The organism is Streptomyces sp. OZ13, from assembly GCF_052068155.1.
Classification (GTDB): domain Bacteria; phylum Actinomycetota; class Actinomycetes; order Streptomycetales; family Streptomycetaceae; genus Streptomyces.
The window spans coordinates 333,147-347,378 of record NZ_JBQHCZ010000003.1 but is presented as its reverse complement, the minus strand read 5'-3'; the positions used below and the strand labels follow the sequence as shown (position 1 = coordinate 347,378).

11 protein-coding genes and 3 tRNA genes are annotated in these 14,232 nt (G+C 70.2%); 6 read left to right on the top strand and 8 right to left on the bottom strand.

Annotated features, from left to right (window positions below; genetic code table 11):
* Positions 1-151 precede the first annotated feature (151 nt).
* Positions 152-1,423, top strand: a complete 1,272-nt coding sequence (locus tag ACTMTU_RS08640; protein ID WP_441262885.1) for an NAD(P)/FAD-dependent oxidoreductase — start codon at positions 152-154, stop codon at positions 1,421-1,423.
* A gap of 34 nt (positions 1,424-1,457) precedes the next feature.
* Positions 1,458-3,368 carry a DNA primase gene (gene dnaG, locus ACTMTU_RS08635; protein ID WP_441262884.1) on the top strand — a complete coding sequence of 637 codons (1,911 nt, stop codon included), beginning with the start codon at positions 1,458-1,460 and terminating at the stop codon, positions 3,366-3,368.
* Positions 3,369-3,415: 47 nt separating this feature from the next.
* Here dnaG and ACTMTU_RS08630 read toward each other — a convergent pair whose 3' ends face one another.
* Together ACTMTU_RS08630 and ACTMTU_RS08625 are read right to left on the bottom strand one after the other, a co-directional pair.
* The gene (locus tag ACTMTU_RS08630; protein WP_441262883.1) at positions 3,416-4,399 is read right to left on the bottom strand and encodes a nucleotidyl transferase AbiEii/AbiGii toxin family protein; all 984 of its coding nucleotides are present in this window, start codon (positions 4,397-4,399) and stop codon (positions 3,416-3,418) included.
* Positions 4,396-5,010 (bottom strand): hypothetical protein, encoded by a 615-nt coding sequence (locus tag ACTMTU_RS08625; protein ID WP_441262882.1) that lies wholly within the window; start codon positions 5,008-5,010, stop codon positions 4,396-4,398. The genes ACTMTU_RS08630 and ACTMTU_RS08625 overlap by 4 nt, the downstream gene beginning before the upstream one ends.
* Before the next feature lie 187 nt (positions 5,011-5,197).
* On the opposite strand from ACTMTU_RS08625, the gene ACTMTU_RS08620 reads away from it, so the two are divergent.
* Positions 5,198-6,298, top strand: a complete 1,101-nt coding sequence (locus ACTMTU_RS08620) for an RNA polymerase sigma factor (protein ID WP_441262881.1) — start codon at positions 5,198-5,200, stop codon at positions 6,296-6,298.
* Positions 6,299-6,382: 84 nt separating this feature from the next.
* Here the strand turns inward: ACTMTU_RS08620 and ACTMTU_RS08615 are convergent, their stop codons facing one another.
* The 4 genes from ACTMTU_RS08615 to ACTMTU_RS08600 all read right to left on the bottom strand — a co-directional run bounded on the left by ACTMTU_RS08615 (position 6,383) and on the right by ACTMTU_RS08600 (position 11,964).
* Positions 6,383-8,305: an ABC transporter ATP-binding protein gene (locus ACTMTU_RS08615; RefSeq protein WP_441262880.1), complete on the bottom strand. Its 1,923-nt coding sequence runs from the start codon at positions 8,303-8,305 to the stop codon at positions 6,383-6,385.
* On the bottom strand, positions 8,302-10,035 hold the full coding sequence (locus tag ACTMTU_RS08610; RefSeq protein WP_441262879.1) for an ABC transporter ATP-binding protein: 1,734 nt from the start codon (positions 10,033-10,035) through the stop codon (positions 8,302-8,304). The genes ACTMTU_RS08615 and ACTMTU_RS08610 overlap by 4 nt, the downstream gene beginning before the upstream one ends.
* Positions 10,036-10,151: 116 nt before the next feature.
* Positions 10,152-11,597, bottom strand: a complete 1,446-nt coding sequence (locus ACTMTU_RS08605; protein ID WP_441262878.1) for an FGGY family carbohydrate kinase — start codon at positions 11,595-11,597, stop codon at positions 10,152-10,154.
* Between the two features lie 67 nt (positions 11,598-11,664).
* Complete coding sequence (locus ACTMTU_RS08600) at positions 11,665-11,964, bottom strand: YtxH domain-containing protein (protein ID WP_364591292.1); 300 nt, start codon at positions 11,962-11,964, stop codon at positions 11,665-11,667.
* Between the two features lie 173 nt (positions 11,965-12,137).
* On the opposite strand from ACTMTU_RS08600, the gene ACTMTU_RS08595 reads away from it, so the two are divergent.
* The 3 genes from ACTMTU_RS08595 to ACTMTU_RS08585 all read left to right on the top strand — a co-directional run bounded on the left by ACTMTU_RS08595 (position 12,138) and on the right by ACTMTU_RS08585 (position 12,573).
* A tRNA-Asn gene (locus ACTMTU_RS08595) sits at positions 12,138-12,210 on the top strand.
* A gap of 5 nt (positions 12,211-12,215) precedes the next feature.
* Positions 12,216-12,288, top strand: a tRNA-Asn gene (locus ACTMTU_RS08590).
* A gap of 211 nt (positions 12,289-12,499) precedes the next feature.
* Positions 12,500-12,573: transfer RNA gene (locus ACTMTU_RS08585), tRNA-Ile, on the top strand.
* Between the two features lie 73 nt (positions 12,574-12,646).
* On the opposite strand, the gene ACTMTU_RS08580 is transcribed toward ACTMTU_RS08585, so the two are convergent.
* Positions 12,647-13,321 carry a histone deacetylase gene (locus ACTMTU_RS08580; RefSeq protein ID WP_441262877.1) on the bottom strand — a complete coding sequence of 225 codons (675 nt, stop codon included), beginning with the start codon at positions 13,319-13,321 and terminating at the stop codon, positions 12,647-12,649.
* 96 nt (positions 13,322-13,417) lie between these two features.
* The gene (locus tag ACTMTU_RS08575) at positions 13,418-13,834 is read right to left on the bottom strand and encodes a VOC family protein (RefSeq protein ID WP_441262876.1); all 417 of its coding nucleotides are present in this window, start codon (positions 13,832-13,834) and stop codon (positions 13,418-13,420) included.
* Between the last annotated feature and the right edge of the window lie 398 nt (positions 13,835-14,232).

Sequence of the window (14,232 nt, the reverse complement as noted above, 5' to 3'; positions counted from 1 at the left end):
AGGGAGAAACTCCCTCGGGAGCACCCGTGCCACGCACCGAGTGATTCGTCCGTTTTTGACACGCCGGAGAGCACTCCCTCTTCCGCCATATCGCTCCGTGCGGGACGCTCGCTGAAGGCTGCGCTGCGGAGAAGCAACGAGGAGGCATCACGTGGTCGACGCACATCGGACATTCGTCATCGTCGGCGGTGGGCTGGCGGGGGCCAAGGCCGCCGAGACCCTCCGTGCCGAAGGATTCACCGGGCGAGTGATCCTCATCGGCGACGAACGTGACCACCCCTACGAACGTCCGCCGCTGTCCAAGGCGTATCTGACCGGCAAGGACGAACGCGACAGCGTCTTCGTCCATGAGCCCGCCTGGTACGCCCGGGCCGACATCGAGCTGCACCTGGGCCAGACCGTCGTGTCCATCGACCGCGAGTCCCGCTCCGTACGCCTCGGCGACGGAACCGTCGTCCACTACGACAAGCTGCTGCTCGTCACCGGCGCGGAGCCCCGCCGTCTGGAGATCCCGGGCACCGGCCTGGCCGGCGTCCACCATCTGCGCCGCCTCGCCCACGCCGACCGGCTGCGCCATGTGCTCGCCGCACTCGGCCGCGACAACGGCCATCTGATCATCGCCGGCGCCGGCTGGATCGGCCTCGAGGTCGCCGCCGCGGCCCGCGGCTACGGTGCGGAGGTGACCGTCGTGGAGCCCGCGGCGACCCCGCTGTACCAGGTCGTCGGCCCCGAGCTCGGCCAGGTCTTCGCCGAACTTCACCGCGAGCGCGGCGTCCGTTTCCACTTCGGTGTCCGGCTCACCGAGATCATCGGGCAGGACGGCATGGTCCTCGCGGCCCGTACGGACGACGGCGAGGAGCACCCGGCGCACGAGATCCTCGCCGCCATCGGGGCCGCCCCGCGCACCGCGCTCGCCGACGCGGCGGGCCTCGACCTCGCCGACCGGGCGGAGGGCGGCGGCATCGCCGTCGACGAGAGCCTGCGCACCTCCGATCCCGACATCTACGCCGCGGGCGACGTCGCCGCCGCCCGGCACCCGCTGCTCGGGACCCGGCTGCGCGTCGAGCACTGGGCGAACGCCCTGAACGGCGGCCCGGCCGCCGCCCGCGCCATGCTCGGCCAGGACGTGAGCTACGACCGGGTCCCCTATTTCTTCTCGGACCAGTACGACCTCGGCATGGAGTACTCGGGCTGGGCCCCGCCCGGCTCGTACGACCAGGTCGTGCTCCGCGGCGACGTCGCACGGCGGGAGTTCATCGCCTTCTGGCTCAAGGACCGCAGGTTGCTCGCCGGGATGAACGTCAATGTGTGGGACGTCACCGCACCCATCCAGCAGCTGATCCGGACCCGGGCGGAGGTGGACCCGCAGACGCTCGGCGATCCGGGGGTGGCACTCACCGACCTCGTGGACCTCTCCGGCTGACGGGAATGTCGCCGCGTCACCGTAGAATTCACGCGTGGCAGGCAGGATCAACGATGACGACGTGAAGGCGGTCCGGGACGCGGTCCCGATCGACGCCGTCGTTTCCGAGTACCTCCAGCTGCGCAACGCCGGCGGGGGGAACCTGAAGGGCCTGTGCCCCTTCCACGACGAGAAGTCTCCTTCCTTCCAGGTCAGCCCGAGCAAGGGTCTCTTCCACTGCTTCGGCTGTCAGGAAGGCGGCGACACGATCGCCTTCGTGATGAAGATCGACCATCTCTCGTTCTCCGAGACGGTCGAGCGTCTCGCCGCCCAGGCGGGCATCACCCTGCGCTACGAGGAGGGCGGGTACAACCCCACCCATCAGCGGGGCGAGCGGATCCGGCTGGTCGAGGCCCACAAGATCGCCGCGCAGTTCTACGTGGAGCAGCTGGACGGGCCGGAGGCCGAGATCGGCCGGAAGTTCCTCGCGGAGCGCGGCTTCGACCAGGCCGCCGCCCAGCACTTCGGCGTCGGTTACAGTCCGGCCGGCTGGGACCACCTCACCCGCTATCTGCGCGGCAAGGGGTTCAGCGACAAGGAGCTCACCCTCTCCGGCCTTTCGCAGGAGGGCAGGCGCGGCCCCATCGACCGGTTCCGCGGCCGGCTGATGTGGCCGATCCGGGACATCACCGGGGAGGTCGTCGGCTTCGGCGCCCGTAAGCTCCGCGACGACGACAACGGCCCGAAGTACCTGAACACGCCCGAGACCGCGATCTACAAGAAGTCGCAGGTGCTGTACGGCATCGACCTCGCCAAGAAGGAGATCGCCCGCACCAGCACGGCCGTCGTCGTCGAGGGCTACACCGACGTCATGGCCTGCCACCTCGCCGGTGTCACCACCGCCATCGCCACCTGCGGCACGTCGTTCGGCGGCGACCACATCAAGATCCTCCGGCGGCTGCTGATGGACAACGCCACCGCCGAGGTGATCTTCACCTTCGACGGCGACGCGGCCGGCCAGAAGGCGGCGCTGCGCGCCTTCGAGGACGACCAGAAGTTCGCGGCTGAGACGTCGATCGCGATCACGCCCGGCGGCATGGACCCCTGCGAACTGCGGCTCGCGGAGGGCGACGAGTCGGTGCAGAAGCTCGTCGAGACGCGCACGCCGCTCTTCGAGTTCGCGATCCGCCAGATGGTGACCCGCCACAACCTGGAGACGCCCGCCGGCCGCGCGGCGGCCCTCGACGAGGCCGCCCCGATCGTGGCCGGCATCAAGAACGTCGCCATCCAGCACGAGTCGGCCGTGCAACTGGCCGGCATCCTCGGCATCCTCGACACCCAGTTCGTCGTCAAGCGGGTCGCCCAGCTCGCCCGCTGGGCCCGCGACCGCGGCGGAGACCGTGGCGACCGCAGGGGCGGCCCCTCCAGGGCACCGCACCCCGCGCCCGGCGCGCCGGCCCAGGCCGCGCCGTCGGGCCCGGCACTCAATCTGCGCAGCCCCGCCCACCGCACCGAGCGGGAACTGCTCAAGCTGGCCCTCCAGCACCCCGAACTGGTCTCACCGGCCTTCGACGCGTACGGCGTCGACGAGTTCACGGCCCCGCCCTACGCCGCGGTCCGCCGGACCATCGAGGAGGCCGGCGGCGCCGAGCAGGGCACCCAGGACGCCTCCGGCTATCTGGCCCGCGTCCGTGACGCCGCCCCCGACGACACCGTGCGCGCCCTGGTCACCGAACTCGCCGTGGAAGCGGTGCACGCCCGCGCGGTCGACGAGGTGTACGCGGGCATGCAGCTCGTGCAGGTCCGTCTGCGCGCCGTCGACCGCCGCATCCGCGAGGTCCAGGGCACGATGGCCCGCCTGGGCGCAGGCGGCGACCCGGAGCGGTACGCGGCCGTGGCGAACGAACTGTGGGTGCTCCAGCAGTACGCGCAGTCGCTGCGCAACCAGGGCGCGGCCGCGCTCTAGCGGTCGGCACCCCCGGTGCCCGCGGCCCGGGCGACGCTCCCGGACGCCTATGCGGCGAACGTGGGCGCCAGCGCGGTCAGCAGCCGCCGGACGTACTCGTCCCTGCCGTCGGCGAACTGCGGATAGTCCAGGACGAAGTGGTTCCAGTCCAGGTACCGCAGGGAGTCCCGGAGGTCCTCCAGGCGGAGCTCCTCCTGCCCACCGGTGGGCCACTCGTTCCCCGACAGCCGGAACACCTCCTGAAGGAGCGCGCTCCCGAGCGGGCCCCGTTCCGCCAGCAGCACCGCGTCGTACAGGTCCTTGCCCTGCGGATACAGGTCATCGATCAGCCACACCACCTTCCAGGCGAGCGACAGTTCGAGGGTCGCCGTCAGCAGCGGCACACCGCACACCTTCTCGGAGCCGGGCGCCACGGGCAGCTTCTCGTTGAACACGAAGTCGAGCTGGACCTGCCCGGCGGGCAGCCCGGGCGCCTGCCACGGCAGCACCATGCGGCGGCCCGGCACCCGCTCGTACGTCCAGATGTACTCGGACTCGGCGCCGGCCGCATCGATGACCGGGCCGCCCGGCTGCTCCTCGGTGGCGCGCTGCGCCGCCGACGCGATGTCGTCGAGCATCGTCGTGGTGCGCTCCTCCTCGATGCGCCAGTCCGCGGGGACGACGACGAAGTCGAGGTCCTTCGGCTCCCGCGCGGCGTCCCCGAACCGGTCGGCGAGCAGCATGCTGCCGCGCAGCACCAGCGAACCGGCCCACCCAGAACGGGAGACCGCGGTGACGACGCTCTCCAGCGCGCGTCGTCGCGCCGCCCCCCAGGCGGGGCGCAGCTCTTCGGGCACCACGGAGTCGGCGGGCCGGTACGCGCTGTCGAAGTGCTTCAGGGCAGGGTCGAACAGCCGGTGCCTGGACGCGCCGGGCCCCACGCCCGCGTGCAACGTGCGCGGCAACTCCGTCCGGCGCCGCCGGCGCTCCTCACTCGGCTCCGCCGGGTCGTCAGGACCGCCCGGAATCGTCGGCTCCCAGTTCGCGTTCATCGTTCCGCCCCCTCGTCGATCCAACCGTCGTCCACCGACAGGTCGCTGTCGTACAGCACGAACTCCCGCTCCTCGCCGAGGATGTCGAACCCCTCGGCGGTCAACTCGCCGATCAGCGCGTCACATGCCGCGCCCGCCTCCTCGGCGGCAACGCCGCGGCGGCGCTGGGTCACGAACCGTTCGTGCCGGCCCCCCGACGCCACCCTGCGCGCGTTCCACGACAGATGCGCACCGTGACGCACCGCCAGGGCCGTCAGCGCCTCGCGGTCGAAGTCCTCCTCGAGCAGCAGCTTCAAATGGTGCTCGAAGTAGCCGCCGTCCGTGGTGCGGACCTCCGGTGACCACGGCGTGGTCTCGATCTTCACCCGCACCGGGTCGAAACCGCTCGCGCGCAACCGCGCCACCAGCCGGTCGGCCGCCGCCCGTTGAGAGGGGAGGTCCTCCGTGCCCCGCAGGGTCAGCATCGGCTGGGACACCATCCGGCCCCGGGCGAGCACGATGTGCGTCACCTTCAGACCCGCCGCGTCCGCCCACGAGTCCAGCCCGGCGCGCGCCGCGTCGTCCGTACAGCGCACCGTCACATGGGTCTCGTATTCGCACAGCCTGTTCACCGGCGCAGTCTCCCAAAGGGACGGACGTCCGGCATCCGAGTAACCGGCCGGTCACGCACGGGTCTCAAAAAGTCGCCGCACGCCCCTCGTGGCGGTGATGTGTCGTACCCCACACTGGGTGGCGATGCCTGAGCCCTCGGAGCTGCCCCCGCCCCCCGACCGGCAGCGATCACCCTGGAGGTCGCCCGTGCAGACCCAGACCCTGACCGAGACCCATACCGACGCCGTCGCGGCAGTCCTCGCGACCGCGGTCGAGCAGGTGCCCGCGCAGGGCCTGCCCGCCGGGCACCCCGACGCCCTGCCGGGCAGTCTGGTCGAGGAGGCCGTCGAGCCTCCGGAGCCCCCTCGGCGCACCGGGCGCGGCGCTGACACCGGCGGCCCGTCCTCCGACCTGTTCCGCCAGTACCTGCGGGAGATAGGCCGCATCCCGCTGCTGACCGCCGCGGAGGAGGTCGAGCTCGCCCGCCGGGTCGAGGCCGGTCTCTTCGCGGAGGAGAAGCTGGCGAACACCCCGGACCCGGACTCGCAGCTGGCCGTCGACCTCGACCGGCTCGTCGTCATGGGCCGGATGGCCAAACGGCGTCTCATCGAGGCGAACCTCCGCCTCGTCGTCTCCGTCGCCAAACGGTACGTCGGCCGCGGCCTGACCATGCTCGACCTCGTCCAGGAGGGGAATCTCGGCCTGATCAGGGCGGTGGAGAAGTTCGACTACGCCCGCGGCTACAAGTTCTCCACGTACGCGACCTGGTGGATCCGCCAGGCCATGTCCCGCGCCCTCGCCGACCAGGCCCGCACCATCCGGGTGCCCGTCCATGTCGTCGAACTGATCAACCGGGTGGTGCGGGTCCAGCGCCGGATGCTCCAGGAACGCGGCTACGAGCCCACACCGGAAGAGGTCGCCACGCACCTCGAACTGACCTCGGAGCGGGTCAGCGAGGTCCTGCGGCTGGCCCAGGAGCCGGTGTCCCTGCACGCCCCGGTGGGCGAGGAGGACGACGTCGCCCTCGGCGACCTCATCGAGGACGGCGACGCGGCGTCCCCGGTCGAGTCCGCCGCGTTCCTGCTGCTGCGCGAACACCTGGACGCGGTGCTGTCCACGCTGGGCGAGCGTGAACGCAAGGTGGTCCAGCTGCGCTACGGCCTGGACGACGGCCGCCCCCGCACTCTCGAGGAGATCGGCCGCCTGTTCGGCGTGACCCGCGAACGCATCCGCCAGATCGAGTCGAAGACCCTCAACAAGCTCCGCGACCACGCGTTCGCGGACCAGCTCCGCGGCTACCTCGACTGATCGGGGTCTTCGCCCCGGACCCGTGCCGACTTCGGCGGTGTCTTCGCGCCGGGGTTCCGGGGGCCGGGCCCCCGGAACCGCCCGTCACTCGACCTCCACCACCGCCTGCGCGAACTGCGCCGAATACAGGCGCGCGTACGCCCCTTCCGCCGCCAGCAGCTCCTCGTGCGTGCCCTGTTCGACGATCGACCCGTCCTCCATCACCAGGATCACGTCCGCGTCCCGGATGGTCGAGAGCCGGTGCGCGATCACGAAGCTCGTCCGTCCGTGCGCGAGCCGCGCCATCGCCTTCTGGATCAGCACCTCCGTGCGGGTGTCCACGGAGCTCGTCGCCTCGTCCAGCACCAGGATCACCGGATCGGACAGGAACGCCCGCGCGATGGTGATCAGCTGCTTCTCACCCGCGCTGACGCCCGAACCCTCGTCGTCGATGACGGTGTCGTAGCCGTCGGGCAGAGTGCGGACGAACCGGTCGGCGTGCGCGGCCCGCGCCGCCTCCTCGATCTCCTCGCGAGTGACCTCACGGGAGGCTCCGTAGGCGATGTTCTCCGCGATCGTGCCCCCGAACAGCCAGGTGTCCTGGAGCACCATGCCTATCCCGGAACGCAGGTCCTCGCGGGACATCTTGGCGATGTCGACGCCGTCGAGCGCGATCCGTCCGCCGGTCACCTCGTAGAACCGCATCAGCAGATTGACCAGCGTGGTCTTGCCCGCACCGGTCGGGCCCACGATCGCGACGGTGTGACCCGGTTCGACGGCGAGCGACAGATCCTCGATGAGGGGCTTGTCGGGCTCGTAGCGGAACGACACCTTCTCCAGCGACACCTGGCCGCGGGGGCGCTCGAGCCGCTCCGCGGACGGGGCGTCCGTCTCCTGCTCCTCGGCGTCCAGCAGCTCGAAGATGCGCTCGGCGGACGCGACGCCCGACTGGACCAGGTTCGCCATCGAGGCGACCTGGGTCAGCGGCATCGAGAACTGCCGCGAGTACTGGATGAACGCCTGCACATCACCGATCGACAGCGAACCGGACGCGACCCGCAGACCGCCGACGACCGCCACCAGCACATAGTTCAGGTTGGAGATGAAGAACATCAGCGGCTGCATCATGCCGCTGTTGAACTGCGCCTTGAACCCGGCCTCGTACAACGCCTCGTTCTGCTCGGCGAAGTCCCGCGCCGACTCCTCCTGGCGACCGAAGACCTTCACCAGCGAGTGGCCGGTGTACATCTCCTCGATGTGGGCGTTCAGCGCGCCCGTCGACTTCCACTGCGCCACGAACTGCGGCTGCGACCGCTTGCCGACCTTCGCCGCCACGAAGACCGACACGGGCACCGTCACCAGCGCGACCAGCGCCAGCAGCGGCGAGATCCAGAACATCATCGCCAGCACACCGACGATGGTCAGCAGCGAGTTGATCATCTGACCCATCGTCTGCTGCAAGGTCTGGGAGATGTTGTCGATGTCGTTGGTGGCCCGGCTGAGCACCTCGCCGCGCTTGGCCTTGTCGAAGTACGACAGCGGCAGCCGCGACAGCTTCGCCTGCACGTCCTCGCGCATCCGGTACACGGTGCGGTTGATGACCGTGATCGACAGTCGCGTCGCCACCAGCATCGTCAGTCCCGCGGCCACGAACACCCCCAGCGCCAGCAGCAGGACCTCGCCGACGGCGTTGAAGTCGATGCCCTCGCCGGGGACGAAGTCCACACCGGAGAGCATGTCCGCGAGACCGTCGTCGCCGCTGCGCCGCATGCCCTCCAGGGCCTGTTCCTTGGAGGTGCCCTCCGGCATCTGCCGGCCGACCATCCCGGCGAAGATGAGGTCGGTCGCCCGGCCGAGGATCTTCGGCCCGACCACCGCGAAGGCGACGCTCAGCACACCGGCCGCGAGCATCACCCACAGCGTCGCCCGCTCGGGAGCGAGCTGTCGCAGCAGTCGCTTGCCCGAGCCCTTGAAGTCCATCGATCGCTCGACGGGACCCGTCATCATGCGTCCACCCGGCCCGCTCATGCGGCCTCAGCCTCCGTCAGCTGCGAGAGCACGATCTCTCGGTACGTCTCATTGCTCTCCATCAGTTCGTGATGGCTTCCGGTCCCCACGACCCTGCCCTCATCGAGGACCACGATCCGGTCCGCGTCGCGGATCGTCGACACCCGCTGGGCGACGATCACGACCGTCGCGCCCGACGTCTCGCGGGCGAGCGCCTCACGCAGCGCCGCGTCCGTGGCATAGTCGAGCGCCGAGAACGAATCGTCGAAAAGATAGATCTCCGGCCGCTGGACGAGCGTCCTCGCGATCGCGAGCCGCTGCCGCTGTCCGCCGGACACGTTCGTGCCGCCCTGGGCGATGGGGGCGTTGAGCCCGCCCTCCAGCCCGCGTACGAAGTCGGCCGCCTGCGCTGTCTCGAGCGCCTGCCACAGTTCCTCTTCGCTCGCGTCGGGCTTGCCGTAGCGCAGGTTGGTCGCCACGGTCCCGGAGAAGAGGTACGGCTTCTGCGGCACGAGACCCACGGTCCTCGCCATCAGCGCCGGCTCGAGCTCCCGCACGTCGACCCCGTCGACGAGCACCTCGCCGCCCGTCACGTCGAACAGCCGCGGCACCAGGCCGAGCAGTGTCGACTTGCCGCTGCCCGTGGAGCCGATGATCGCGGTCGTCTCGCCCGGGTGCGCCACCAGGTCGACGCCCCGCAGGACCGACTCCTCGGCCCCCGGGTAGCGGAAGTCGACGCCCCGGACCTCCAGCCGGCCGCGGCCGCGCAGCTCCGTCACGGGAGCGAGCGGCGGCACCACGCTCGAGTCGGTGTCCAGCACCTCCTGGATGCGCTCCGCGCACACCTCGGCGCGCGGCACCATCATGAACATGAAGGTGGCCATCATCACGGCCATCACGATCTGCATCAGATAGGCGAGGAACGCGGTCAGCGCGCCGATCTGTATGGCGCCGCTGTCGATGCGCTGCGCGCCGAACCAGACGACGGCGACCGAGGAGACGTTCACGACCGTCATCACCGTCGGGAACATCAGTGCCATCAGCCGGCCGGTGGACATCGAAACGTCGGTCAGGTCCTTGTTCGCCTCGCGGAAGCGCCCCTTTTCGTACTCGTCCCGTACGAAGGCCCGGATCACGCGGTTGCCGGTGATCTGCTCGCGCAGCACCCGGTTCACGGTGTCGAGCCGCTCCTGCATGGTGCGGAACAGCGGCCGCATCTTCTTCACGATCAGCGAGACGCAGATGCCGAGCACCGGTACGACCGCGAGCAGCACCGCCGACAGCGGCACGTCCTGGCCGAGCGCCATCACGATGCCGCCGACGCACATGATCGGCGCCGACACCATCAGCGTGAACGCCATCAGCACCAGCATCTGGACCTGCTGGACGTCGTTGGTGGTGCGGGTGATGAGCGATGGCGCCCCGAAGTGGCCGACCTCACGGGCCGAGAAGCTCTGCACCCGGCCGAAGATGTCGGCACGGACGTCACGGCCGAGCGCGGCCGCCGTCCGCGCCCCGTAGAACACGGCCCCGATGTTGCAGAGCACCTGGACGACGCTGACGCCGATCATCAAGGCGCCGAGGGCCAGGATGTAGCCGGTGTCGCCCTTGACGACACCGTTGTCAATGATGTCCGCGTTCAGGGTGGGCAGATAGAGGGTGGCGCTGGTCTGCAGCAGTTGCAGCGCCACCAGGAAGCCAATGGGTCTCTTGTACGGACGGAGATAGGTCCGCAGCAGTCGTATCAGCACGCGCTGTCTCTCGGGCTCGGCAAGATCGGGGGTCACCCCATCTTCCGACACCGGGTCGGCAAAACCCCAAGAGTTTTCCCCAAGCGCCGGTCAAGAACAACTGATACGACCGCGCGTCACGACATGGCGTCGAAGGCCCCGGGGTGGATCTGGTCCCGCGTCGCGCCGTACTGCTGACGCACCGCCTGTCCGACCGCCAGTTCCTCGCCCGGCTCGAGCACCTGCGCCGCGGCACCCTGCCAGGCCGGCGGAGCCTGCGGGGACAGCGTCCCCTGTGCGGCGCCCAGCGCCCACGCGGCCTGCCGGGCCGCGCCCAGGGCCGCGTAGTCGGCCGGCTGCGGCACGACGACCTGCGCGCCGAAGATCGCCGGTGCGAGCGCCTGCACGGCGGGCAGCTCGGCGGCCGCCCCCAGCAGGAACACCCGGCGCACCTCCACGCCCCGCCGGCGCAGCACGTCCATCGCGTCCGCCAGCGAGCAGAGCATGCCCTCGAACGAGGCACGCGCCAGGTGCTCCGGCTTCATCGACTCGCGCCGCAGACCGGTCAGCGTTCCCGCGGTGTGCGGCAGCTGCGGTGTCCGCTCGCCCTCCAGATACGGCAGCAGCACCAGCCCGGACGAGCCGGGCGTCGACTTCAGAGCCAGCGCCGAGAGCTCGGAAAGGTCGGCGACGCCCAGCAGTTCGGCGCTGCCGCGCAGGGCCCGCACGGCGTTGAGGGTGTGCACGACCGGCAGGTGCATCCCGGTCGCGTCGGCGAACGAGGTGATCGTCCCGCTCGGGTCGGGCAGCGCCTCGTGGTGCACGGCCATCACGGAACCGGACGCCCCCAGCGACACCACAGCGTCCCCGACGGCCACTCCGAGACCGAAGGCCGCCGCCATCGTCTCGCCGGTGCCCGCCGAGATCAGCAGCCCTTCCGGTGTGGTGCCAGCGGCCTCGGCGGGGCCGAGCACCTCGGGAAGGGCGCATTGCCGCCCGAGCGCCAGCTCGACGAGATCGGAGCGGTACGCCCCCGTGCCGGCCGACCAGTAGCCGGTGCCGGACGCGCCGCCGCGGTCCGTGGTCCTGCGGGCCGGCCGGCCCAGCAGCTGCCACACCAGCCAGTCGTGCGGCTGCATCACGGCGGCGACGCGACGTGCCGCGTCCGGCTCCGCGCGGGCGAGCCAGCGGAGCTTCGCCACCGGCTGCCCGGCCTGCGGCACCGAACCGACCGCTTCCGCCCAGGCCTGCCGGCCGCCGAGGGCGTCGATGAGGTCGGCCGCGGCGGCCTGCGCCCGCTTGTCGTTGCCGAGCAGGGCGGGGCGCACCGGAGCGCCCTGGGCGTCCAGGGTGATCAGGCCGTGCTGCTGCGCGGAGACCCCGATGGCCTGGACGCCCTCGAGCAGACCGCCGGTGGCCGCCTCGCCGAGCGAGAGCAGCCACGCCTGCGGATCTATGTCGGTGGCCTTGGGTTCCACGGGGTGCGGCGCACACCCCTGACGCAGCACGGCTCCCGTGTCCGCGTCGCAGACGACGATGCGCGTGAACCCAGACGAACTGTCCAACCCGGCGACTATCCCCATGTCCGGAATTCTGCCGTACGCGGGCGGTGTCCGGCGTCACGCCCGCCGGGCACCGGGACCGGCCGCCTCAGGTGTTGGTCGTTCCCCAGTCGTCCTCGGCGCCGCCACCCCGCTCCCGGAGCGCCCGTACCCGGTCCGCCACCGAGTCGGGGACCCGGTCGCCGACCTTGTCGCTGACCGCGTGGAAGGCTTTGCCCGCCGCCTCGCGGCCGTTGTGGGCGGCGGACTCGGCGGCGTTGCGGACCGCCGGGTTCTGCGAGATCTGTCGCGCGGACTTCTTGAGCTGCTCGTAGCGCTCGCGCCCGGCCCGTGTCCCGAGCACGAAGCCGATGGCCAGTCCCGCGACGAACGTGAGCTTGTACCGCATGGGTGACACCCTTCCGTTGCGTCGGTGCTGCCCGCCTACCCGTCGGGACCTGTGATCACCCGGCGCCATACCGATTGGCGGAGCACCCCCCTGGTTGCGCTAATGTATGTGTCGCAGCGAGCGCACGCCCCCTGGGACGCCCCGGGTAGGTACGTTCGGTGCACACGCAGCAATCCCCTGTAGCTCAATTGGCAGAGCAGCCGGCTGTTAACCGGCAGGTTACTGGTTCGAGTCCAGTCGGGGGAGCGCGATCCCCTGTAGCTCAATTGGCAGAGCATTCGGCTGTTAACCGGAGGGTTGCTGGTTCGAGTCCAGCCGGGGGAGCAGATGGGAAGAGGGCCCCTCGGGGCCCTTTTTCATGTGCGCGTACGGGAGCCCGGACAGTCCCTTCGGTGTGTTCCCGGCTACATCCGGAACCGCGTGGGCCGCAGCGAAGTCCTCATGGTCGAGCGTTGTCGACCATGCGAGGCAGGAGATCGTATGACCGGCTATGCTGCGGCAGACGGCGCGCACAAATGTGCGCGACGCGCCGTTAGGGGCGGTAGCTCAGCCGGTTAGAGCAGCGGACTCATAATCCGTCGGCCGTGGGTTCGAGTCCCACCCGCCCCACCCAAGGAAGGTAAGGGGAAACGTCTCCGCTCCCCGTGAGGCGCGCGACATCCCTTCCGGATCCCCCGCGAGTTCACTCTCCCGGCCCCTCGATCAGCGTGGTGAGCTCGGTCGGCGTCCAGGCCTTCGCCGCTCCCGGGCACAGGGACAGATAGCGGGCCACGGCCGACGGCTCCCAGGTGCCGTCGGCGCACAGTCCGTGGCCCAGGTGCAGCAGATACGGGGCCGAGGGTTTGTTCCAGGTCACTTCCGTCAGGCGCCACGGTGCGGTGAAGGTGAGTACCGGGATGTCCTCGAGGTGGCCGAGGAGGACCAGCGTCTCGTACCGGCCGGGGCCGAGGGCGGCCATGCCGTCGGTGAGCACCGCCGCAAGGTCGAGGTCCTTGCCGGGGACTTCGTACATCTCCTGCGCGGCGATGTCGGAGAACTGCTGCACGGTGACGAGGTGGGCGCGGCCCCAGACGGTGCCGTCGGCGGCGGGGTCGTAGAAGGCCCGGCCGCCTTGCCATACGGGCGACTCGGTCGCGAAGTACAGCGTCCCCGGGAACTCGACCGGTGCGGAGCGCACGGGTGGGCGCCGGTCGCGGCAGCCCGGGTAGGTCCGTGCCGCGCCGGGGGGCCGGCCGCCGGTGAGGTAGTACCGCAGCCGGCCGGTGTCCATGTTCGAGCCGTACGACGCGTACCAGATGTGCTCCGCGGCGCGCGTCGCTGCTGCCGGTGCGGTGGCGAGGCGGTGGACGATGGTCACGGACGGCTCCGCTGACGGAAGTCTGGGCGGTTCCAGGCTACGGGGTGGTGTGCGGCCGGGGCGGCCGCACACACTCGCCAGGCAAGGAACCGCAGGTCAGCCCTGGCTCTCGTTGATGTTGACCATCCAGGAAATGCCGAACCGGTCGACGCACATGCCGAACGTGTCGCCCCACATCTGCTTCTCGAGGGGGACGTTCACCGTGCCGTCGGCGGAGAGCTTCTCCCAGTAGCCGCGGAGTTCGCCGGCGTCCTCGCCGCTCAGGCTGATCGAGAAGTTGTTGCCGGGCTTGTGCTCCATGCCGGGCGGGGTGTCGGCTCCCATCAGCGTGAAGCCGCGGTCGGTCTCGAGCGTGGCGTGCATGATCTTGTCGGCGTCGTCGGGCGAGGTCTCGCCGCCGAAGTCGGCGTAGGTGTTCAGCCGCAGGTTTCCGCCGAGGACGCTTTTGTAGAACTCCATGGCCTCGCGCGCGTTGCCGGCGAAGCTGATGTACGGGTTGAGGCGAGATGCCACTGGACGCTCCTTTTGTGGGGCAGGTCGGTTCTCGCAGGGTAATTGCCCCGCTCCCGCTTTTTGCCGCCACACGCGGTCGGGGAACCGCGGGGGGTGAGCGGTTGATCCGCCCGCCCGGGTCGGCGTTGGCGGGGCGGTGGTCGTGGCCGCCGCTGGACGTGATTGCCGCTTCCGTCAACCACGGCCGTCGGAATGCTTCTCCATTGTTGTACTTACTCGAGTTCCAGAAAGCGGTGTCCCTGCCCGAAAGTTGTCTTGACCGGCACGTTGTGAATGGTCGGGGTTCCGGAACTCTTGTTACTGGCAGGCGAGTTGTGTAAGGGTGAGCCCTCCCGTACCCGAACAGCACTGCTCAGATCAACCGTTCGAATTCCATTGCGGTGGCCAACTCCAAAAGA

Coding starts and splice junctions, on each gene's coding strand:
- ACTMTU_RS08600 (WP_364591292.1), bottom strand. CDS start 11,964: ATGCGGTACAAGCTCACGTTCGTCGCGGGACTGGCCATCGGCTTCGTG.
- ACTMTU_RS08630 (WP_441262883.1), bottom strand. CDS start 4,399: ATGAACGCGAACTGGGAGCCGACGATTCCGGGCGGTCCTGACGACCCG.
- ACTMTU_RS08615 (WP_441262880.1), bottom strand. CDS start 8,305: ATGAGCGGGCCGGGTGGACGCATGATGACGGGTCCCGTCGAGCGATCG.
- ACTMTU_RS08605 (WP_441262878.1), bottom strand. CDS start 11,597: ATGGGGATAGTCGCCGGGTTGGACAGTTCGTCTGGGTTCACGCGCATC.